Annotated in this window: 21 protein-coding genes; 9 read left to right on the forward strand and 12 right to left on the reverse strand. The window is 70.2% G+C overall.

The window, feature by feature from the left end:
- Positions 1–18: 18 nt before the first annotated feature.
- Positions 19–1,803 (reverse strand): acyclic terpene utilization AtuA family protein, encoded by a 1,785-nt coding sequence (locus tag IZR01_RS23000; protein WP_194925066.1) that lies wholly within the window; start codon positions 1,801–1,803, stop codon positions 19–21.
- A 227-nt stretch (positions 1,804–2,030) separates the two neighbouring features.
- Between IZR01_RS23000 and IZR01_RS23005 the strand changes: the two genes are divergently transcribed.
- Both IZR01_RS23005 and IZR01_RS23010 read left to right on the forward strand, forming a co-directional pair.
- Positions 2,031–2,462 (forward strand): hypothetical protein, encoded by a 432-nt coding sequence (locus tag IZR01_RS23005; RefSeq protein ID WP_194925067.1) that lies wholly within the window; start codon positions 2,031–2,033, stop codon positions 2,460–2,462.
- 77 nt (positions 2,463–2,539) lie between these two features.
- A complete protein-coding gene (locus tag IZR01_RS23010) occupies positions 2,540–3,076 on the forward strand; it encodes a GNAT family N-acetyltransferase (protein WP_194925068.1) in 537 nt (178 codons plus the stop codon).
- 50 nt (positions 3,077–3,126) lie between these two features.
- Here IZR01_RS23010 and IZR01_RS54350 read toward each other — a convergent pair whose 3' ends face one another.
- Together IZR01_RS54350 and IZR01_RS23020 are read right to left on the reverse strand one after the other, a co-directional pair.
- A complete protein-coding gene (locus IZR01_RS54350) occupies positions 3,127–3,249 on the reverse strand; it encodes a hypothetical protein (RefSeq protein ID WP_369125395.1) in 123 nt (40 codons plus the stop codon).
- Between the two features lie 97 nt (positions 3,250–3,346).
- The gene (locus IZR01_RS23020; protein WP_194925069.1) at positions 3,347–4,522 is read right to left on the reverse strand and encodes a citrate synthase; all 1,176 of its coding nucleotides are present in this window, start codon (positions 4,520–4,522) and stop codon (positions 3,347–3,349) included.
- 115 nt (positions 4,523–4,637) lie between these two features.
- Here IZR01_RS23020 and IZR01_RS23025 point away from each other — a divergent pair, with 115 nt between their 5' ends.
- The gene (locus IZR01_RS23025) at positions 4,638–5,639 is read left to right on the forward strand and encodes an ABC transporter ATP-binding protein (protein WP_194925070.1); all 1,002 of its coding nucleotides are present in this window, start codon (positions 4,638–4,640) and stop codon (positions 5,637–5,639) included.
- A 202-nt stretch (positions 5,640–5,841) separates the two neighbouring features.
- Here IZR01_RS23025 and IZR01_RS23030 read toward each other — a convergent pair whose 3' ends face one another.
- Genes IZR01_RS23030 through IZR01_RS23040 form a run of 3 tightly spaced genes read right to left on the reverse strand, consistent with a single transcriptional unit; the run spans position 5,842 to position 8,846 of the window.
- The gene (locus IZR01_RS23030; RefSeq protein WP_194925071.1) at positions 5,842–6,555 is read right to left on the reverse strand and encodes an alpha/beta fold hydrolase; all 714 of its coding nucleotides are present in this window, start codon (positions 6,553–6,555) and stop codon (positions 5,842–5,844) included.
- 36 nt (positions 6,556–6,591) lie between these two features.
- A complete protein-coding gene (locus IZR01_RS23035) occupies positions 6,592–8,115 on the reverse strand; it encodes a sensor histidine kinase (RefSeq protein ID WP_194925072.1) in 1,524 nt (507 codons plus the stop codon).
- Entirely contained in the window at positions 8,112–8,846 is a 735-nt protein-coding gene (locus IZR01_RS23040; RefSeq protein WP_194925073.1) for a response regulator transcription factor, read from the reverse strand. Before IZR01_RS23040 ends, IZR01_RS23035 begins: the two co-directional genes overlap by 4 nt.
- A gap of 92 nt (positions 8,847–8,938) precedes the next feature.
- Here IZR01_RS23040 and IZR01_RS23045 point away from each other — a divergent pair, with 92 nt between their 5' ends.
- Genes IZR01_RS23045 through IZR01_RS23055 form a run of 3 tightly spaced genes read left to right on the forward strand, consistent with a single transcriptional unit; the run spans position 8,939 to position 11,662 of the window.
- Complete coding sequence (locus IZR01_RS23045; protein WP_194925074.1) at positions 8,939–10,300, forward strand: ferredoxin reductase family protein; 1,362 nt, start codon at positions 8,939–8,941, stop codon at positions 10,298–10,300.
- Positions 10,301–10,310: 10 nt separating this feature from the next.
- Entirely contained in the window at positions 10,311–10,871 is a 561-nt protein-coding gene (locus tag IZR01_RS23050; protein ID WP_194925075.1) for an FMN-binding protein, read from the forward strand.
- Positions 10,868–11,662, forward strand: a complete 795-nt coding sequence (locus IZR01_RS23055) for an FAD:protein FMN transferase (protein ID WP_194925076.1) — start codon at positions 10,868–10,870, stop codon at positions 11,660–11,662. The genes IZR01_RS23050 and IZR01_RS23055 overlap by 4 nt, the downstream gene beginning before the upstream one ends.
- Here the strand turns inward: IZR01_RS23055 and pyrE are convergent.
- From pyrE to IZR01_RS23070, 3 genes are all read right to left on the reverse strand, one after another.
- Positions 11,651–12,181 carry an orotate phosphoribosyltransferase gene (gene pyrE / locus IZR01_RS23060; RefSeq protein ID WP_194925077.1) on the reverse strand — a complete coding sequence of 177 codons (531 nt, stop codon included), beginning with the start codon at positions 12,179–12,181 and terminating at the stop codon, positions 11,651–11,653. The two genes, IZR01_RS23055 and pyrE, sit on opposite strands and share 12 nt — an antisense overlap.
- A gap of 91 nt (positions 12,182–12,272) precedes the next feature.
- Positions 12,273–12,926 carry a hypothetical protein gene (locus IZR01_RS23065; protein WP_194925078.1) on the reverse strand — a complete coding sequence of 218 codons (654 nt, stop codon included), beginning with the start codon at positions 12,924–12,926 and terminating at the stop codon, positions 12,273–12,275.
- Positions 12,927–13,082: 156 nt separating this feature from the next.
- Positions 13,083–13,973 carry a serine protein kinase RIO gene (locus IZR01_RS23070; protein WP_194897583.1) on the reverse strand — a complete coding sequence of 297 codons (891 nt, stop codon included), beginning with the start codon at positions 13,971–13,973 and terminating at the stop codon, positions 13,083–13,085.
- A gap of 269 nt (positions 13,974–14,242) precedes the next feature.
- On the opposite strand from IZR01_RS23070, the gene IZR01_RS23075 reads away from it, so the two are divergent.
- Positions 14,243–14,836, forward strand: coding sequence for an RNA polymerase sigma factor (locus tag IZR01_RS23075; protein ID WP_323747075.1), 594 nt, complete (start codon positions 14,243–14,245; stop codon positions 14,834–14,836).
- Positions 14,833–15,324 carry a hypothetical protein gene (locus IZR01_RS23080; RefSeq protein WP_194925079.1) on the forward strand — a complete coding sequence of 164 codons (492 nt, stop codon included), beginning with the start codon at positions 14,833–14,835 and terminating at the stop codon, positions 15,322–15,324. Before IZR01_RS23075 ends, IZR01_RS23080 begins: the two co-directional genes overlap by 4 nt.
- A 38-nt stretch (positions 15,325–15,362) precedes the next feature.
- On the opposite strand, the gene IZR01_RS23085 is transcribed toward IZR01_RS23080, so the two are convergent.
- From IZR01_RS23085 to IZR01_RS23095, 3 genes are all read right to left on the reverse strand, one after another.
- Positions 15,363–16,841, reverse strand: coding sequence for an alpha/beta hydrolase (locus tag IZR01_RS23085; RefSeq protein ID WP_194925080.1), 1,479 nt, complete (start codon positions 16,839–16,841; stop codon positions 15,363–15,365).
- Positions 16,842–17,107: 266 nt separating this feature from the next.
- Positions 17,108–17,932 (reverse strand): alpha/beta fold hydrolase, encoded by an 825-nt coding sequence (locus IZR01_RS23090; protein WP_194897573.1) that lies wholly within the window; start codon positions 17,930–17,932, stop codon positions 17,108–17,110.
- 164 nt (positions 17,933–18,096) lie between these two features.
- Positions 18,097–19,485 (reverse strand): glycoside hydrolase family 18 protein, encoded by a 1,389-nt coding sequence (locus IZR01_RS23095; RefSeq protein WP_194925081.1) that lies wholly within the window; start codon positions 19,483–19,485, stop codon positions 18,097–18,099.
- A gap of 302 nt (positions 19,486–19,787) precedes the next feature.
- Here IZR01_RS23095 and IZR01_RS23100 point away from each other — a divergent pair.
- Positions 19,788–21,330, forward strand: a 1,543-nt coding sequence (locus IZR01_RS23100) for a glycoside hydrolase family 18 protein (protein ID WP_194925082.1), incomplete at its 3' end; no start/stop codon positions are given.

Consider the following 21,330-nt stretch of genomic DNA (forward strand, 5'->3'; position numbering starts at 1 on the left):
ATCTTAACCCGGTGCGATTCACCCGTTGAGGAACTCCACCGGGACCATGACCAACCGTGACCGCACGAATTCGCCCAGCCCCTTGGCCTGCGGATCGGCGCGGGTCGAGGCGGCCACGCCTTCGCCGAGCAGGCCGTAGACGACGAAGTTGAGGGCCCGCAGGTTGGGCAGTTCGAAGCGCTCCACGCGCAGATCGCTGCATTCCGGGACCAGCTTCTGGAAGGTGTCCACGTCCAGGGTCTCGCGCAGCCAGGCGAAGGCGCGGTCGGTGCGCGTCCACATCCCGACGTTCGCGTTCCCGCCCTTGTCGCCGGACCGCGCGCCGCAGACCAGGCCCAGCGGGGCCAGTCGCTTCATCCCGTCGGAGAAGAACGGCTCGGGCGGTCGCGGCGCGCCTAAATGCAGCGGCACGCCCATCGGCCGGCGGCAGGGCCGGATCGGCACCCGTTCGCCGTCGGGCAGCACCACGACGTGGTCCACGTGCCGGTCCTGGATCAGCGTCGGCCAGTAGACCCCGTATTCGACCTCCCGGGTGGGCGGCGCGGTCGGGTGGAACCCGGAGTAGCCGGCCAGCGAGAGGCTGGCCACCGCGCCGGTGAAGGCCTGGCCGACCTTGTCCGGATCGGGGTCCTTGACGGTGATGTGCAGGTAGGCGGTGGCCTCCTCATCGGTGCGGGCCTGCTCGGCGGGCTTGTCGCTGCGTTGCAGCCGCACGTCCACGAAGGCGAAGCGGGCCCGGCCGCCGAGGGTGTCGAAGATCTGCTGCTCGGCCAGGCCCGCCTTGGCCTCTATGTCCAGGCCGGTGATGCCCAGGCTGACCGAGTTGCGGTAGCCGCCGCGGTAGTTCAGCGCGACCTTCAACTTGTGCGGGCCGGTCATGCCCTTGGCGCCGCGGATCTCGACCCGGTCCGGGGCCTGCTGGGTCACGCGCAGGGTGTCGAAGTGCGCTGTGACGTCAGGGTTCGTATAGGCCGGGCCCTCGATCTCGTACAGCAGCTGCGCGGTGACGGTGCCGACCGAGACCACGCCGCCGGTGCCCGGGTGCTTGGTGATCACCGCGGAGCCGTCGTGCGCCACCTCGGCGATCGGGAAGCCGGGCACCCGGGTGTCGGGGAGTTCGTCCAGGAAGGAGTAGTTGCCGCCGGTGCACTGCGGGCCGCACTCGATGACGTGCCCGGCGGCGACCGCGCCGGCCAGGGCGTCCCAGTCCTCGCCGTTCCAGCCGTGCCACCAAGCGGCCGGGCCCACGACCAGTGACGCGTCGGTGACCCGGCCGCAGACGACGATGTCCGCGCCGCCGGCTAACGCCGCGGCGATGCCCCAGCCTCCCAGGTAGGCGTTGGCCGAGATCGGTCCGGCGGCCTCGCGGTACAGCTCGCCGGTGTCCAGGTTGTCGAACGGGACCTTCTTGGCCCGCAACTCGGCCAGCCGGGGCAGCAGGTCGTCGCCCTCGATGTGGGCCACCGACAGCCGCAGGCCCAGATGCGCGACCAGGGCTCTGAGATCCTCGGCCAGCCGGGCCGGCTCCAGGCCGCCGGCGTTCGTCACGACCTTGATGCCCTTCTCCTGGCAGGCGCCGAGCACCTGGTTCATCTGGGCCAGGAAGGAGCGCGCGTAGCCGGGGCCGCCGCGTTCCCGTGCCTTGTACAGCAGCAGCGGGGTGAGCTCGGCGAGGTAATCGCCGGTCAGGACGTCGATCGGACCCCCGTCCACCATCTCCCGGACCGCCGACAGGCGGTCTCCGTAAAACCCGGACGAGTTGGCGATGCGTACCGGGCGGCGGGGCGGGACCTGGGTGTTCACTTCACGAACTCCTCGCAGTGTGAACCGGGTTCTCTCCGTGACTTTACTCGCGGGGTACCCCCTGGCGGGCCAGTAGCGCGCAGGATTTCCTAGAACGAGGGACGGGGAAGTCCGGTCGGTCCGGTTCATCTTGAGATCGACTCAGCCTTTTTGAGTAGATCGTCATCCTCTGGTATGTCACTCCCCGGACTGATTACCCAGCAACGGGCCCGACCTATCTTCGCCTCATGACTGTCGACGATCTGACGCCGCAGGAGATCGCCGCGGCCCTGGCGGCCCGCCGCGAGCTGGGCCCGGAGTACGAGCACGAGATCGCGGCCGCGCTGGCCGACAAGATGGAGCGCCGGATCGACGCCGAGGTGCAGGCCCGCACCGCCGCCGGGGGCGGCGTGGGTGTCGGCTTCGGCGGTGGTACCGGCACCGGCCCCGGCCGCGAGGCGGCGGCCGAGCCGACGACCGGCCAGCACCAGCTGGCCCTGGCCGACGCGATGACGGCGCGGGTGACGGCGGTCGCCTCGCTGATCGCCGGCACCGCGGTCACCCTCGGCGTGAGCGGGCAGGACCAGCAGCACGGCGTGGTGTCGATCGCCTGGTTCGGGATCATGGTGATCAACGTGGCGGTCAACTTCGGCCGGCGCCGGCGGCGCAACCGGCCGTAGCCGGACGGTCTTCGGGCAGGGCCGCTGACGTGCGAAATGGTTTGCCGCGCGCCGTCCCGCTCGGATAGGAAGAGCCCATGCTGAGGGGTACCAAGATCGGGCTCAGGGCCCGGCATGACGACGACATACCGGTTCTGCTGGCCGAGCTCTACAACGACGTGGTCAACTCCGCGCGGGCCGACGGCGGGCCGTGGCGGCCGCTCCCGCCCGGCACGAAGGACTCGCGGCTGGCGGTCGATGAGAGCGAGCCGGCGCACGTCTCGTTCTCGGTGGTGGAGCTGGAGGGCGGCACTCTGCTCGGCACTGCCACGCTGTGGGCGATCGACACCCACAACCGGGCCGCCCACATCGGGCTCGGCCTGTTGCCGTCCTGCCGCGGCAAGGGCTACGGCACGGACGTGGTCGCGGCGATGTGCGTCTACGGGTTCACCGTGCGCGGCCTGAACCGGTTGCAGATCGAGACGCTGGTCGACAACCACGCGATGCTGCGCGCGGCCGAGAACAACGGATTCGTGCGCGAGGGCCTGACGCGGTCTTCGGCGTGGGTGATGGGCCAGTTCATGGATGAAGTGGTGTTGGGGCAGCTGGCTGAGGAGTGGAAGCCGAAGGGCTGACGTGCTGTCCCGGAGTAGTACGTGATCCAGATGCGGCTTCGTGTCCACGACTACTCCATATAGGTGGTGCCTGGCTGGCGACTGCCTCTGGCACGCCTCCCGTCCGGGGCCACCATGCCGACGTCGACGATCGGCGGCTTGGCCGGGCAGCCCGGGATCGCGGTGCTGCCCACGTGCTCGATCGGCTTCGCCTGGAAATCCTCAGGGCCCGGATCCCGTCGTTCACGGAATCCGGGCCCTGAGGTGCTCTTCTAACGTGCTACTCCAGTCTCACTCCCCGGGCAGCGGCTGCGGTGCCGGGATGCCGGCGTAGTGCGCCGCGGGGCGGATGATCTTGGAGTCGCGGGCCTGTTCGAGGATGTTCGCGCACCAGCCGATGACGCGGGAGGTGGCGAATGTCGGGGTGAACATGTCGCGCGGGACGCCGGCCAGTTCCATCACCACGCCGGCGTAGAACTCGACGTTGGTGTAGAGCTGGCGGCCCGGCTTGAGTTCGGCGAGGGCCTTCAGGACGTGCGCCTCGACCGCGACCGCGAAGTCCACCAGGTCCCCGCCGAGGCGCTGGGCCACGCCGCGGAGCATGATCGAGCGCGGGTCGTCGGTGCGGTAGACCGGATGGCCGAAGCCCATGATCCGGGCGCCCGCCTCGACCTGTGCGCGCACCCAGTCCTCGGCCTTGTCCGGGGTGCCGATCTCGTCCAGGGTGTCCAGGGCGCGCGAGGGGGCGCCGCCGTGCAGCGGGCCGGACAGCGAGCCCAGCGCCCCGGTCACGGCCGCGGCCAGGTCGGCGCCGGTGGAGGCGATCACCCGGGCGGTGAAGGTGGAGTTGTTGAAGCCGTGGTCCACGGTCGAGATCAGGTACTGCTCGATCGCGCGGGCCTGCTCCGGGGTCGGCTCGGTGCCGGTGAGCATGTAGAGGTAGTTGGCCGCGTACGACAGGTCGTCGCGCGGCTCCACCATCTCCAGGCCCTTGCCGAGCCGGTGGATCGCGGTCAGCACCGTCGGGGCCAGGGCGCTGACGAACAGCGCGTCGGCCCGGCGGGTCTGCTCGTCGATGTCGTAGATCGGCCGCATCCCGCGCTGCCCGGCCAGCAGCGGCAGCGCCGCCCGCAGGCCGTTCATCGGCTCGCCGTGCACCGCCTCGGCGATGGCCGGCAGCAGCGCCTTGACCTTGTCCGGGACGTGCCGCAGCGGCGTGGTCTCGGCGATGAACGCCGCGCGCTGCGCCGGGTCCGGCAGGTAGCCGTCGATCATCAGGACCCAGACGTCCTCCAGGGTCCGCTTCTCGGCCAGCTCCACCGCGTTGTACTGGCGGTAGTGGTAGAAGCCTTCCTCGCCGCGCACGTCGCCGACTTCCGTGTCGGTGACGATGACACCGGCCAGACCGCGCGGAACCTCGACTGTGGTGACGCTCCGCGTGGGGCGAGGCTGCTCGGATTCGAGCATCGTCGTGCCTCCTTGTGTGATTGTGTCGTCACCCCCGATCTTGTGTGATCCGCGCGATGCCCGTCAATCGGCGCGGTTGGTGATATGTGATGATCATGGGGTGTACGCTGGCGCTGTGACGGATGTGATCTCCCTCACCGGGCTGGTGAAGACCTTCGGCAGGGGATCGGCGGCCACCCGCGCCCTGGACGGCCTGGACCTGGTCGTGGCCCCCGGCGAGGTGCACGGCCTGCTCGGCCCCAACGGCGCCGGCAAGTCCACCACCCTCAGAATCCTGTTGAGTCTGCTCCGTCCGGACGCCGGCGAGGTTCGGCTGTTCGGGCAGGACGCCTGGCGCGACGCGGTGGCCCTGCACCGCCGACTGGCCTACGTCCCCGGCGATGTCGCTTTGTGGCCGGATCTGTCCGGCGGCCAGGTCCTGGCGATGCTGGGGAAGCTGCGCGGACGCGGCGGCGCGTCGGACCGCGCCGCGGGCGCCAAGCGGATGGCCGAGCTGCTGGAGCGCTTCGACCTGGATCCGGGTAAGAAGGGCCGCGCGTACAGCAAGGGGAACCGGCAGAAGGTGATGCTGGTCGCGGCGTTCGCCTCCGAGGCCGAACTGCTGGTCCTGGACGAGCCGACCAGCGGCCTGGACCCGCTGATGGAGGCCGTGTTCCGGACGTGCCTGGCCGAGGAGAAGGCGCGCGGACGCACGGTGCTGCTGTCGAGCCACATCCTGTCGGAGGTCGAGGAGGTCTGCGACCGGGTCAGCATCGTGCGCCGCGGCCGGGTCGCGGAGTCCGGGACGCTGGCCGAGCTGCGGCACCTGACGCGGACGCTGGTGAGCGCCGAGATGGAGCGGCTGCCGCCGGGGTTCGACGGGTTCGCGGGGCTGCACGAGGTGCGGGTGACGGAGCTGGGGGCCGACGGGGGAGTGCGGCTGGAGTGCACAGTCGACACGGAACACTTGTCAGCGCTGATGGTGGCGCTGGGGACGCAGGGGGTCAGGGCTCTGACGAGCCGGCCGCCGACGTTGGAGGAGCTGTTCCTGCGGCACTATGCCGAGCCGGAGCGCGGGCGGGGCAGCGCCGAGCGGGCGAGTGAGGCGAGTGAGGCGAGTGAGGCCAGCGCAGTCTGAGGGCAAGGTACGCGCAGGTCGGCGGGGTGAGCGGGCCGGGCATGAGGATGTAGGGCCGCCGGCTCGGCGGGCCGGGCATGAGGATGTAGAGGCGCCGGCTCTGCAAGGTACGCGCAGGTCGGCGAGGTGAGGAGCCGGACATAGAGATGCGCGCGTCGGCCGGAGCGAGCACGAGTGTGGTCGCGAGCCGACACGGCGCGGCTCACTGTCGCTGGGCCGGCATGATCCCCAGGTCGGCAAGGAAGCCACGTACTTCTGCGAGAAACCGTTCGGGGGCATCGCGGTGCGGGGTGTGCCCCGCCCCCTCCAGCGTGACCAGGCGCGCGCCGGGCATGAGCGCGGCGGCCTCGGCGAGCAGGTCTTGCGGTACGTGGCTGGTGGCTCCGCCGGCGAGCACGAGCGTGGGCGTCGTGATGCGGGCGAGGTCGTGCCACCAGGCCGGGTCGGGCGTGCTGATCGCGTCGAAGACCGCCGGCAGGACGTCCCAGTCGTAGGGCGGCTCCTCCTCGGGACGCTTGGGCGCCGGCAGCTTCAGGCCCTGCTTCGGCGGGACCGTGTCCTCCAGAATCAGAGCTCTGAGCCGTTCGGGGTGCTGCTCGGCCGCCAGTGCCGAGACGGTGCCGCCCATGCTGTGGCCCAGCAACACGAACTCGTCCAGGCCCAGCGCGTCGGCGAACCCGAACACATCGTCGCGCCAGATCGGGAACCCGTACCTGCCCGGCCGGTCGCTGTCGCCGTAGCCGCGTTGGGTGAGTGCGAAGACGTGGAAGCCTTCGAGCGCGGCGGCGGTAGCGTCCCAGATGTGCGCGCGGCCGGGGTGGCCGTGCACGGCGACCAGCGCGGGGCCGTCGGTCGGGCCGGTCTCCCGGTAGTGCAGGTTCAGGCCCCTGACATGCGCGACGTGATCGACGGTCATGGCGCCGACCCTAGCAATGCCGCTCACATCTGATCTTCACTTCGGCGGCCGCACCGGCTGTACCGGCCGTACCGGCAGCACCAACTCGAAGACCGTCCGCCCCGGCTCGGAGACCACCCCGACCCGGCCCCCGTGCGCCTCCGCGACCGCCCGCGTGATCGCCAGCCCGAGCCCCGTGCTCCCCGAAGCCCGCGAGCGTGCCGGGTCCCCGCGCGTGAACCGGTCGAACACCCGGTCCGTGAGGTCCGGGGCGAGGCCCGGCCCGGTGTCCTCGACCGCGAGCCGCACCCGGTCGGCGTGTACTGCGATGCCGACGGTGACCCTGGTCCCGGCCGGTGTGTGCACCCGCGCGTTCGTCACGAGGTTCGCCACCGCCTGCGCCAGCCGGTGGGGATCGCCGGGGATCGTCACCGGGGCGGTCGGCAGGTCCAGGCGCCATTCGTGCCGGGTCCGGGCCGCGGTGACGTCAGTGGCGATATCGGCGGTGATATCAGCGGTGACATCCCCCGCCTCCGCGAGATCAGCGGCCTGCGCATCGTCCACCGCGTTCAGCACCAGCAGCGTCAGATCCACCTCCGTCGACTCCAGCGGCCGTCCGGCGTCCAGGCGCGCCAGCAACAACAAGTCGTCGACGATCGTCCCCATCCGCCGGGACTCGGCCTCGATCCGGGTCAGTGCGTGCAGCGCGTCGGGGGGTATCTCGTCACCACGCCGCAGCGCCAGCTCGGCGTGCCCGCGCACAGCGGCCAACGGCGTCCGCAGCTCGTGGCCGGCGTCGGCCGCGAAGTCCCGCAGCCGGCGCTCCACCGCCTGCCGGCGCGCCAAGGCGTCGCCGACGTGCCCCAGCATCCGGTTCAGCGACGCGCCGACCCGCCCCACCTCGTCTTGGCGCTCCGCGTCCGGCACCCGCACGTCCAGCGCCACCTCACCGCTGGCCAGTGACATGGTGCTGACCCGCTCGGCGGTGGTGGCGACCCGGTCCAGGGGCCGCAGCGCCAGCCGGACCCAGGCCGCGCCGCCGAGCGCGGCGGCCACCACCGCGCCGCCGAACAGCGCGATCTCGGCCAGGGCCAGCTCGCGGACGGTGGCCGAGACCGGGGACAGCGGCAGGCCGGTGAACAGGAAGTCGCCGTCGGCGCCCTTGACCGCGCGCAGCCGGTAATCGCCGAGCGCCGACAAGCACAGGGTGTGCGGAGAGCCGTCCGTCGGCAGCGCCAACAGGGCCCGGGAATCCGCCGCCGACAGGGTGACCTGGCCGGTGTTGTCGCCGGTCATGCTGGTCCCGTCGACCACGCCGTCCTGCGTTATCACGCTGTCGGCGGCGCGGGCCCCGAACGTCCCCTGGGTCTGCCCGCGGGTGTCGGCGGCCGCGAGCTCGTGCTCCAGGCTCTGCGCGTAGCGCGGGCCGGCCGCCGTCAGTTGCTGGTCCAGCCGGGTCACCAGGAAGCCGCGCAGCAGGGCCGTGGTGCCGATCCCGACGCCGACGAAGATCACCGCCAGCAGCGCCACCAGCCCCAGGGTCAGCTGTCCGCGCAGCGTCCGCGGCCGCAGGCGGGTCACGCAGCGGCGGCCCTGATCACGTATCCGGCGCCGCGGACCGTGTGGATCATCGCCGGGCGGCCGGCGTCGATCTTCTTGCGCAGATAGCTGATGTAGAGCTCCACGACGTGTGCCTGCCCTCCGTAGTCGTACGACCACACCTCGGACAGGATCTGCGACTTGCTCAGCACCTGGCGCGGGTGCCGCATCAGGAACCACAGCAGCAGGTACTCCTTCGGGCTCAGCTCGATCGGTTCACCGCCCCGGGTCACCTCCCGCGCGGCCTCGTCCAGGACCAGGTCGCCGACCACCAGGCAGTCCGGGCTGGCCGCCCGGCCGGCCCGCCCGCGCGCGGTGCGCCGGACCAGGCTGCGCAGCCGCACCACCACCTCGTCCAGGCTGAACGGCTTGGCCACGTAGTCGTCGCCGCCGGCCGCGATGCCGGCGATCCGGTCCTCCACCGCGTCGCGCGCGGTCAGGAACAGTACCCGCACCTCGGGCCGGTTGGTGTGGATCCGGCGCATGACCTCCATACCGTCCATGTCCGGCAGCATCATGTCCAGCACCACGGCGTCCGGCTGGTACGTCGCCGCGGCCGAGACCGCCTCGCGGCCGTCGTGCGCGCCGACCGCGTCCCAGCCCTCGTGCCGCAGCGCACCGCAGACCACCTCGACCAGGTCCGGCTCGTCATCCACGACCAGGAAGCGCCAGGGTTCGGTCGGGTTCGCGAATTTCGCAGGCATGATGGTCATCGTCCACATCGCGCGTGAAGATTGGTTAAGGATTCCCGGGGAACGCGGGCGTTCTGAGGAAACTCAAAGGTGGGACTGTTTATCTCGGAGCCATGAGCACGACCGCACTGCCCCGCGACACCGCACCGACCGGTGCCACCGGTGCCAAACCGTCGCCCGAGATCGTCCCGCGTCTGGCCCTGACGCTGATGGCGGCCGGGGCCGCGGCGGTGTTGGGCGCCTGGTGGCACGCCACCGACAGCGTGGTCGGTGCGGCCGGCTGGCTGGACGGCGCGGGGCGGATCACCGGGCTGCTGGCCGGCTACACGGCACCGGTCCTGTTGCTCCTCATGGCCCGGATCCCGCTCTTGGAGCACCGGGTCGGCAGCGACCGGCTGGCCCGCTGGCACGCGCTGTGCGGGCGCTACATGATCTTCCTGGTCAGCGCGCACATCGTCACGATCATCTGGGGCTACGCGCTCACCGACGGCAAGGGCGTGGTGTCGGAGGGCGTGGACATCGTCTTCCACTACCCGGACATGATCAAGGGCTCGCTGGCCACGCTGCTGCTGTTCGGGACCGGCATCGTCTCGGCGCGCGTCGCCCGGCGCAAGCTTCGTTACGAGACCTGGTACTACCTGCATCTGGCCACCTACCTGGCGATCGCGCTGGCCTTCAGCCACCAGATCGCCAACGGCGCCGACCTGTCGGTCCAGCCGGAGCAGACGCTGTGGAGCGCGTACTACGTGCTGGCCGCGCTGGTGCTGGGGTGGTACCGGCTGTGGATGCCGTACGTGCGGGACCGGCGGCACCAGCTGCGGGTGCACTCGATCGTGCCGGAGGGGCCGGGGGTGTACTCGGTGATCCTGAAGGGTGAGCGGCTGGAGGATCTGAACGCCCGCCCGGGGCAGTTCTTCCGCCTCCAGTTCCAGACGCGGAGCCTGCGCTGGGTCGCGAACCCCTACTCGCTGTCGGCCGCGCCGCACCCGAACTTCCTGCGGTTCACCATCAAGAACCTCGGCGACCACAGTGCGGCGGTGGCCAAGCTGCGGCCGGGGACGAAGGTGCGGGCCGAGGGTCCGTACGGGGCGTTCACCGAGGACAAGGCCCGCCTGCCGCAGGTGCTCCTGATCGCCGCCGGAGTCGGCATCACGCCGATCCGCGCCCTGTTCGAGACCCTGCCCGGCCGCCTGACCCTGCTCTACCGGGCCGGGAGCGACCGGGAGATCATCTTCCGCGACGAACTGGAGGATATCGCCCGCGACCGCGGCGCCCGGCTGGTGTACTTGGTCGGCAGCCGCCGCCGGCACGGCAAGACGCTCACCCCGCGCGGGTTGATGAATCTGGTGCCGGAGCTGAAGGCGCACGACGTGTACTTGTGCGGGCCCGAGCCGATGCAGCAGGCGGTCATCGCCGCGTTGCGGGGGGCCGGGGTGCCCGGTTCCCACATCCACCACGAGTCGTTCGAGTTTTAGAGAGGCGTTCATGCGACGCGCGATCGTCACCGGCACCGCGACTGTTTCCGGGGTCGTCCTGCTGCTCGGTCTGAAGCCGCACAGCAACACGCCGCTTGCCGCCAAGAGTGCGAACAACAACTTCACGATCACCCAGTCCGGTGCGCTGGACGGGAGCCAGCCGAGTTCGGCGCCGTCTTCGAGCTCTGCTTCGGGGTCCGGGTCGGGATCGGGGACTTCGGGGTCTTCGGGGTCGTCGTCGCAGCCCGGCTCGGCGGCGGGTTCGCCGGCCTCCGGCGTGGCCCCGGCCGGCGCTTCGAAGACCGTCACCGGCGACGCCGCGGACACGCGATACGGGCCGGTGCAGCTGGCCGTCACCTTCAGCGGTAAGAAGATCACCCAGATCCAGGTCCTGGAGTACCCCACCGAGACCGGCCGGGACCAGGAGATCAACACCTACGCGATCCCGCAGCTGAACCAGGAGGCGATGAGCGCGCAGAGTGCGAACATCGACGGCGTCTCGGGCGCGACCTACACCAGCGAGGGCTACCAGCAGTCGCTTCAGAGCGCGATAGACAAGGCGGGCGCGTGACCCTTCGGCATGTCGAGCCGGTGATGGGCACGGTCTTCTCGATCGTGGTCGAGGCCGGTGCGGGAGGCGACGAGATACACAAGATAAACGAGATAAACGAGGTAGAAGAGTCCCGGCTCGGCGCCGGGATCGCGACCGCTGTGGCCCGCCTGCACACGATCGACGCGAAGTTCTCCACCTACCGCGAGGACAGCGCGATCAGCCGTATGGCCCGCGGCGAGTCCGTCGAACGCGACCCGGAAGTAGCCGAGGTCCTGCGCCGCTGCGCGGAGGTCGAGGCCGACACCGACGGGGCGTTCACCGCGTACCCGGCCGGCCGCCTGGACCCCAGCGGATGGGTGAAGGGCTGGGCCATCGAGGAAGTGGACCGCCTCCTGCGCCAGGCCGGTTCCCGCAACCACCTGATCGTCGGCGGCGGCGACGTCCAGGCCTGCGGCGAGCCCGGACTCGGCCGCCCCTGGACCGTCGGCATCGCGGACCCGCGGCAGCCGGACCGCTACGCCGCCCTGGTGTCGGGCCGCGACTTCGCGGTCGCCACCTCCGGCACGGCCGAACGCGGGGCGCACATCATCGACCCGGCCACGGCCGAACCGGCGACCGGCTTCGCGTCGGTGACGCTGATCGGCACGCGGATCGCGCGCACGGACGCGTACGCGACCGCGGTGTTCGCGATGGGACCGGAGCGCGGGTTGCAGTGGGCTCAGGAGCGGGACGGGATCGAGGCTTACGCGGTGCTGCCGGATGGGCGGACCGTGGAGACTTCGGGGTTCGCGCGGTTCCTAGTGGGGTGAGGGGCGCTGAAGGTCATCGGCTGTAAGTAAGGACAGCAGCTGAATCCCTTCCACAGCAAGCGCCTCCGCGCCGCCCTGCTCCCGGTCGATGACACACAACGCCTCGCGCACGTCCGCGCCGAGCGCCCGCAGGTCCGCCGTCGACAGTACGATCTGCCCGCCGCTGGTGACCACGTCCTCGACCACCAGCACCCGGCGTCCGGCGACCTCCGCCCCCTCGGCGAGCCGGCAGGTCCCGTAGGTCTTCGCCGCCTTCCGTACGAACGCGCACGGCAGTCCGGTGTGCCGTCCCAGCGCCGTGACCACCGGGATCCCGCCCATCTCCAGCCCGGCGAGCACTTCGGTCCCGGCCGGTACCAGCGCGGCTATTCGGAGTGCGATCTCGTCGAGCAGTACCGGGTCTGCTTCGAAGCGGTACTTGTCGAAGTATTCGGTGGCGGTGCGTCCCGAGCGGAGCGTGAACTGCCCGGTCAAGCGGGAGACGGCGTGGATGCGGGCGGCGAGGTCGGAGTGCGTCACGGGCAGCCAGTATCGCAGCCGCGACGGGCCGCGGGCCGTGGGCGCCGCATCCCGGCCGGTGTCGCCGATGTCAGGCGGTTGAGCCCGGGAATCAGGTGATTGATTCCTTGAAGTGGTCCGCGACCGCGTCGGCGATCGCCTCCGCGTCCCGCGAGCCGTCGACCTCCAACACCCGGATCCCCGACTCGGCGGCCCGGCGTACCGCGTCCTCGGCGACCAGCCGGTCGCGGGCGACCCGGTTGGCCTGGGCGCGTTCCGGGTCGCTGGTGGAGGTGCCCATCGCGGCGGCGCGCGGCAGGGTGCTGAGTTGGTGCTGCCGGAAGTCCTCGGTCGGGACCATGACGATCATCCGCTGCGGGGACTCCAGCAGCGGGGCGACCAGCTCCGGCCGCAGGCCCCAGCCCTCGGCGATGATCGGCCGCTCCGAGTACAGCCCGCGCAGGTCGTCCAGGGCCCACTCGAAGCGCACCGCGAAGCCGGCCACCGTCTGTTCGGCCAATTCCCGCGGCGTGCTGTCGAGCCAGACCGAATCGGGGGTCGGGTTCTCCGGCGGCTCGCCGAAGGCGAGGCGGCGCGCGATCCGGCGGTCCTGGTGGCCGCGCGCGTCGTGGTAGTCGTAGTGGTAGGCGGTCAGGCCGTGGCGGTGGGCCAGGATGCGCGCGACCGTCGACTTGCCGGCCCACTGCGCGCCGCCGATCCACAGCGTGCGACGTAACGTTCCCAACGGGTCCCAGACTTCGGGCATGTGGCAATCCTCCCCGGAGCCGCGCCGGGCCGCACTGGCGCCGGGCTTGACCCGGCGCCGGGTTTGGACCGGACGCGGAACTTGAACTGACACTGGCCGCGCACGATACCGTGCGCGGCCGGCCGGATGGGAAACTCAGACCGTGCGCGCACGGTTTTAGGAAAGCCGGGCCTCGTTGGCCAGCATCGCCACCAGCGTCTCGGGATCGGCGTGTCGTTCGGCCAGGCCGTGCGCGGCGAACCACTTCGAGACGTTGTGCACGTCCCGGGACAGGAACTCGCGCCCGTTGGGGTTCACCACCACGTCCACCACCTGCGGCAGGTCGATCAGCACCAGACGGCCGTGGTGCACCAGGATGTTGTAGGGGGACAGGTCGCCGTGCGTCTGGCCGCGCTCGGCCAGCGCCAACAGCGCGGAGATCAGCTGCTCCCACAGGTCCAGCAGCTCGTCCGGCTCGGGCCGGAGCTGGGCCAGGCGCGGGGCGGCCGTGCCGTCGGGCTCGCCGATGAACTCCATCAGCAGTTCGGTGCCGTACAGCTGCACCGGGTAGGGGACCGGCACGCCGGCCTGCCACAGCTCGGCCAGCGCGCCGAACTCGGCGATCGCCCACTGCTGGGCGATCAGGTTCATCCCGAACGAGGTGCGGCCCTCGATCGCGCGCATGTCGCGGGTCCGGCGCAGCCGGCGGCCTTCGAGGTAGCCGGCGTCGCGTTGGAAGGTGCGGTGCTCGTTCGAGCGGTAGCGCTTGGCGGCCATGGTGACCTCGGCGCCGGTCTCCGGGGAGACCCGGCGCAGCAGGAAGACGTCGGCCTCCTTGCCGGTCTTCAGCACGCCGAGTTCGTAGTCGCAGGCGCCCTGCTCGGTGATCACCCACTCCGGCAGCGGCTCGGGGCCGTGCCCGGCGTCGGGCCAGTTGGTCCAGCGGTCGCCTTCCGGCGGCGCCATCTCCTCGTTCTCGCGGTCGATGGCCAGGCGGGCCTTCTCCTCCAGCGTGAGGCGGCCCTTGCGGTTCGGGTTCAGCTGGTTCGGAGCGGCGGCACGGCGCATGCGCTCGGGGCGCGCGGAGGAATCTTCGAAGTCGTCGAAGTCGTCGGTCAGGTACTGCGAGTGCTTGGGCACTGTGATGTTCTCCGTGTGGAAAGGAGGGAAATGATTCGGGATTCCGCGCGCGCGGCAATGACGGCAAACGTCACTGTCCCCACCTCCTTTCAGGAGAACTGGACCGGCGATCTCGGTGATCGGCGATGCGCAAGACCTTAGGCATGACCCCCGATACGGCGCAACTGATTATTCGCGGCGCCGGTACGATCATCGGCGTGAGCGCAGGTGCGGACGCCTCGGCCGCCTCGGAGGTTCCGGACGTCCCGGACGTCCCGGACGCCTCGGACGCCTCGGCTCGGCGGGCCGCCCCGGTTGGGCAGGACGCGATCCGCTGGGTCCGGGCCGCCCAGCGCGGCGACGCGATCGCGATGAGCCGCCTCCTGGACGAGCTGACCCCCTACGTCGGCCGCCTGTGCGCCCCGATCGCGCTCGCCGACGGTCCGGACGCCGCGCAGGAAGCACTGATCGCGGTGTTCCAGAACCTGAAGTCGCTGCGCGAGCCGGCCGCGCTGTACGGCTGGGTGCGGCGCATCGCGGTGCGGGAGGCGATCCGGATCGCGCAGCGCGGCGCGCGCCAGCAGCCCGCGGAGCTCGCCGAGCTCCCGGCGCCGGGGAGCCCGGAGCTGGCGGTGGATGTGCGGGACGTGCTCGACCGCCTGTCGCCGGAACACCGTGCCATCCTGATGTTGCGGGAAGTGGAGGGCCTGGACGAACGAGCGGCGGCGGAGGTGCTCGCGGTGTCGGCGGGGACGGCCAAGTCGCGGCTGAGCCGGGCCAAGGCGGCGTTCCGGAAGGCGTGGACGGCATGAGCGGCGGCACTAGCGGCAATACCAACAGCGGCAATATCAACAGTGCCGGCAGCTGGCCCGTCACCGACCTCGATCCGGTCCGCCGCATGCACGTCCTGGCCTCAGCCCTCCCCACAGCCGCCTACGGCCAGCTCCACATAGACGTCCCCTTCGACCGTGTCTGGCACTACCTCGCCGACATGGACCGCAGCATCCCCGACCTGATCGGCTTCATCCGCCGCTTCGAACTCGCCGCCGACGGCTCCGCGCTCGCCACCGGCCTGCTCGGCAACCGCGGCCGCTTCGCCGTCGACCTGCGCGACGGCTGGTGCGTCATGCAGGACCGGTTCGTGGTCGGCGGCTTCGCGGCGGTCGCGGACGGCGACGGCACCCTGCTCGCCGGATGCGGCGCGGTCCGCACCCCCGGCGTCCGCAGAGTCGCGCCGCTGCTCCTCGGCGAGCGCGCCGTCCTGCGCACCCTCGGCAAGGTGCGCAGGCGCGTAGCCTAGGAATAGCCGCCTAGGAATAGCCGCTTAGGAAGAGCTGCCTAGGAATAGACCCTGTCGTCGAGCGGCAAGGGCATCGCTTCGCAGACCGCTGATGTCGGCGCGCCGCCGTGCAGCAGGTAGTCGTTCACGTGTGCGTCCACGCACGCGTTGCCCGTGTCATATGCGATGTGGTTGCCGCCGTCCTGCACGAACACCATCGCCTGATGCGATTCCCGCGCCGCGTCGAGCGCGCCCTCAAGCGGAGTCGCGGGATCGTACTGGTCCTGCACCATCAACATCGCCGGCAGGTTGTCCGCGCCGGGCAGCACAGGGTGCTGCGACGTATACGGGTAGAACGCGCACGGCTCCTCCGTGGACTCCGCACCCACCAACGGATACGCGGCCCCGAGCCGATCGCCCTCGGCCACCCAGTACGAGGGGTCATGTGACCACGGCGTGTCCGCACACGTCACAGCCCAGTACGCGCCGCTGGCCGCCTTCCCGGTCGGCACCCGCACCGCCGGGAGCAACTTCGTGGCCTGAGACGGGTCCGAACGCAGGGTCTTGAGAACGCCGGCCCACTGCGGCCAACCGCTCGCGTTGTACAGAGCTTGTGCCTGCAACACATCCAGCGAGCTGGCCCGGCCCTGGCCCGCGACCGCGACGCGCAGCGCGTCCAACGACGCCTGCACCTGATCCGTGGTCGTGCCGAAGCCGTAGAGGTCGTCGTGGCGTGCGAGCCAGGGCAGGAACTGCACCTCGAACCGGCGGTCGAACCCCTGGGCCCAGGCGTCGACGTAGTCGTCCTTGATGGTCCGGCGCCAGTCCATGTTCGAGTCCAGGACGAAGCGGTCGGCACGGGGCTCGAAGGCCGCGGCGTACCACGCTCCGAGCCACGTGCCGTAGGAGAACCCGAGGTAGTTGACCTTCGGCGCGCCGAGGACCGCGCGGATCAGGTCCATGTCGCGGATGGTCTGGTCGGTGGTGATGTACGGGGCCAAGGGCGCGGCTCCGCAGCTCTGGCCGACCAGGCGCGCGTCGGCGAGTTGCTGCTCGGTGGTGGCGGCGGAGCGGTCGCGCTCGTCGGCGACGGGCGTGTACTTGGACCAGTCGATGTCGCAGTCCAGAGCGGTCGACGGTGCGACCCCGCGCGGTGCGAAGCCGATGATGTCGTAGGCGTTCAGCAGATCCGGCTCGGACTTGGCGGTGCTGGTGGCCAGGGCCGAGCCGTCGCTGCCCGGACCGCCCGGGTCGACCAGCAGGATGCCGCGCCGGGCCGCGCCGCCGGTGCTGGCGACCTTGGTGATGTGGATGCTGATCGTGCCCTTGGACAGGTCGTACCAGTCCATCGGGGCGGCGATGTCGGCGCAGTACGTCACCGGGGCCTGGCCGCAGACCTGCCAGTCGACGGGCTGGGCACCGAGCGCGCCGTACGGGTTGACCGGCTGCGTCGCCGAGGCGGTCGGCACCGCCACCACGACCACGGACAGACACGACAGGCCGATGAGGATCGGACGCAGGGCTCTACTACTGATCATGGAGTCACGCTACGAGGAGCAGGCCGTCCGGCGGATCGCCCGACCGGGGGAAAGACCGCTGGCAAAAACTCGCTCGATCGGGGGAGCGCGGGGCGTCGAGAACCGTGCGGCGGCTCCGTCCCAGGGGTGAGAACAGCCACCGACCACAGAAGATCCTGCTCATCCGCGGCTGGGCCGAGCTGGGCCGAGCTGGGTCGACCGCGGTGGCGGAGCTGGCGCAGGAGCGGGCTGCGCGGCAGGCGGCGAGTGTTTGAGTGGCGGAGCGGCTACCCCAAGAACCGCAGCACTTCCTCGGCAACCGCCGTCGGCTGCTCCTCCGGCAACAGATGGCCGCCGGGCAGCACGACCACCCGGAGATCGTCGGCGTGCCGTTCCCCGCCCGCCAACACCGCCGGCGGGATCACCACGTCGCGCTCGCCGCCGATGATCAGTGTCGGCACGGTCAGCCGGGCCTTCCGATAGCGCCCCAGCGGGTGCCCGAAGATCTCCTGCCACACATACGCCGCGTTGACCTGCTCCCCGGCCCGCGCCCGCGCCGGATCCCGCATGGCGTCGGTGTAGATCCGGATGTCTTCGCGCTCCCACAGTCCCGGGTCGCCGGACCAGTGCCGGAGCAGGAATCCGGCGAAGCCGGTGTGCCGCAGGACCAGCCGGCCCAGCGGCGGGTGCTCGACGAACGCGGTGTGCCACATCCGCCACAGGTTCGGCAGCATCCGTCGGGGCAGCGGCCACAGGTGGGTCATGTTGACCGACACCAGGGTCCTGATCCGCTCCGGGTGCTTCAGCGCCGCCACGAAGCCGACCCAGCCGCCCCAGTCGTGCCCGATGATCGAAGCGGTCTGCACACCGAGCGCGTCCAGGACGGCGATCACGTCCTCGGCCAGGTTGCCGGTGCCGTAGCCGTGCTTCGGCGCCTCGGACCAGCCGAAGCCGCGCAGGTCCAGGGCCAGGACGCGGTGGGTGGCGGACAGGTGCGGCAGGACGTGCCGCCAGAGGTACCAATGCTGCGGGAAACCGTGGACCAGCACCAGGACCTCGCCGTCTGCGGGCCCTGATTCGGCGACGTGGAACCGTACGCCGCGAGCAGTCACATATCGGTGGGTGACGGGGTGAATGATTTCCCGGATCGGGGGCATCGGCGAAACGGACACGGGTGGCTCCTCCTGTTCGACTGCGGTGGATGCTGTCGAGGTGAAGAGGAGCCACCCGGTCTATTCGTTCCCTTCAGACTTCCGGCATAACTCTGTGACGTGCGTCACTTGCCGAAGCCGAAGGCGTTCACCAACTGCCCGTCGGCCGTGTCGCCGTCCAACGACCACGTCATGTCGCCGCGCAGTCCCAGGGCCTTGATGAACAGCACCTTCTCCTGGATGCTCTGCGGGTCGTCGTACGTCCAGAACGTCTTGCTCGCCGGGTCGTACTTGTACGCCGCGCCGGTGATCGGGTCGTGGTGCACGGTCCCGGGCTCGGCCGCGATCTGGTTGTACTCGATGTCCGTCGCCACGCCGGTGGCCGGCTGGTAGAGCCCGTCGCCGTTCGGCCCGGGCGCGACGCCGGTCCAGCCGTGCGCGTAGAACGGGACCGAGATGGCGATCTTGTTCGGGCTGGCGCCCTGCCGCAGGTAGTTCGCGACGACCTCCAGCGTCGAGATCTCACCGTTGACCGGGTACGGGTCCGAAGGCGTCGCGCGCGGCGCGGGGTCGAACGGCGAGGGGAACAGGTTGGACTGGAAGTTCGTCGGACCGGTGGTCTCCCAGGTGCCGTGGAAGTCGAACGTCATCACGTTCATCCAGTCCACGATTCTGGACACCGGGCCCACCTCGATGTGCGAGACGTTCTCCGGCCCGGCCGGCATGTCGGCGGTGAGCAGGTAGCGCCGGTCGGCGGCGCGGCCGGCGGCGTCGAGCTGGTTGCGCAGTTCCTGGAGCAGCAACGTGAAGTCGTGCGTGTCCTGCGGACCGTGCGGGTTGCCGTTGCCGACCTCGTCCGGGTACTCCCAGTCGATGGCGACACCGTCGAAGATCCCGGCGGCGGCGCCGGGTGCCACACCCGGAAGGTTCCCCTTGATGTACATGTCGATGCACGACTGCGCGAACTTCGCCCGCGACTGGGGCGTCGCCGCGGCGGCGGAGAAGTTGGTGGACTCCGACCAGCCGCCGATCGACATCACGATCTTCAGGTTCGGATACGCCTTCTTCAGCTCGCGCAGCTGGTTGAAGTTCCCTGCGATGGCTTGCGCGCCGGTGTCTGCGGTGCCGTCCACGGAGTCCGCGGCGGCCACCGGCTTCTGCCAGTCCGCCCAGGAGTCGGCGCTGGCGCAGGTGCCGTCGGGGGCGATGTTGGAGAACGCGTAGTCGATCTCAGTGAGCTTCTTCACCGCGCCGGAGGTGACGAGGTTCTTTTCGTAGAACCCTGAGTAGATCCCCCATTGAGTGAGGTAGCCGACTGACACTTTCCCATTGCCGCTGTTGGCATTCGCCGAAGCGGTCGCGGCCGCCGTGGTGGCGGTGCCCGACGTGACGGCCGTGCCGGGGTTGGCCAGTGCGGGTGAGGCGACGGCGATCGGGGCGATCGCCAGAGGCAGGACGGCGGCCGCGGCCAGGGCTACGCGGCGCTGCCGGTGGTGCTGGGAGGGGCGGCTCATGGGGCTCCTCGAAATGAGACGAAGATGTCTAGACCAGCGATGGCGAGCGCCATGCTCCTCGTCGCGGACCTCGCGGTCAAGACCTCGTAAGGCCTTCTTTGCTATTCGCTGACCTGCTACGGGATGACCATGGTCGATGCCAGTAGGTCTAGACCTTGGTCTAGACCTCACCCTTGACAGTGCCCGGTGACGGCGGTACTTCTTCCCTACAACCCGATCCGTTCACAGCGGCGCCGCTCCCCGGATCAGCTCTATGCGCTAGCGCGTCCTATCCCTCCCGCCACAGGAGCGTGCTTCACGAAATGAGAGCGTCACGAAGATCTGCCCTGACCGCGGTGCTCGCCTCCGCGGTCATAGTCGCGGGTGCCTCCGCCGCCATCGGCGCCGGACCGTCCCCGCAGGCTGCGATGCGGAGCAACAACACCACAGGGGCCGCGGCCACGTCCGGCGGTCTGAAGGTGGCCTACTACGACCAGTGGTCCATCTATCAGAACGCTTACTACCTGAAGAACGTCGATCAGACCGGGGCCGCCAACAACCTCAACTACCTGATCTACGACTTCGAGAACATCGACCCGAGCAACCTCACCTGTTTCGAGACCACCAAGGCCACCGACCCGGACCCGGGCGGGGAGACCGACCCGAACGCCGGTGACGGCGCCGAGGACCAGTTCGCCGACTACCAGAAGTCCTTCGACTCCTCGATCAGCGTCGACGGTACTTCGGACGTCTACAACCAACCCATCGCCGGCAACTTCCACCAGCTTCAGGAGCTGAAGGCCAAGCACCCGAATCTCAAGGTGCTGTTGTCGATCGGCGGCTGGACGTACTCCAAGTACTTCTCCGACGTGGCCGCCACCCAGGCCTCGCGGCAGAAGTTCGTGTCGAGCTGCATCGACATGTTCATCAAGGGCAACATCCCGGCGTCCGGCGGCTACGGCGGCGCGGGCACCGCGGCCGGCATCTTCGACGGCTTCGACATCGACTGGGAGTACCCGGCCTCCTCCGCCGGGCACCTGGGCAACCACGAGTCCCCGGCCGACAAGGCGAACTACACGGCGCTGCTACAGGAATTCCGGACCGAGCTGAACGCTCAGGGGTCAGCTGACGGAAAGACCTACGCACTGTCCGCGGCGTTGCCTTCCGGGCAGGAGAAGATCGCCGCCGGCATCGAGACGCAGAACATCGGGCAATACCTGACGTTCGGCGACGCGATGACGTACGACATGCACGGCGGTTGGGACGCCACCGGTCCGACGAACCATCAGTCGCCGATCTACAGCGATCCCAACGACCCGATGACCCCGGTGCCACCGGGCAACGCCAAATACAACCTCGACGAGGCGGTCAAGGCGTATACCACCGGTGATTCCTCATACGGCATCCCAGGCGGGTTCCCAGCGAGCAAACTCAACATCGGGATCCCGTTCTACTACCGGGGCTGGACGGGGGTGAGTGCCGGATCGGCCCACGGATTGTTCCAGACGGCGTCGGGGCCCGCGGCGGGAGCCGCGGACTCGGGCAATGTGCCGGGGATCCAGATGTACAAGGAGTTGTCAGGGATCGTCAACAACTCCGCGGACACCTACTGGGACCCGGTGGCCCAGGCCGCGTACTTCTATGACGGGACCAACTTCTGGTCCGGCGAGGACGCGCAGTCGATCCAGGCCAAGGCCGACTATCTGCACTGCAACGGGCTCGGCGGCGTGATGATGTTCTCGCTGTACGACCTGGATCCGGCGGCGACGCTGTTCAACGACGCGGTGAACGACGTGAACGGGTCGGCCTCCACCTGCCCGACCGGTCCGCCGACCTCGTCGAGCAGCACCCCGCCCACCACCACCC

The sequence above is a fragment of the Catenulispora pinisilvae genome (assembly GCF_015356865.1).
Classification (GTDB): domain Bacteria; phylum Actinomycetota; class Actinomycetes; order Streptomycetales; family Catenulisporaceae; genus Catenulispora; species Catenulispora pinisilvae.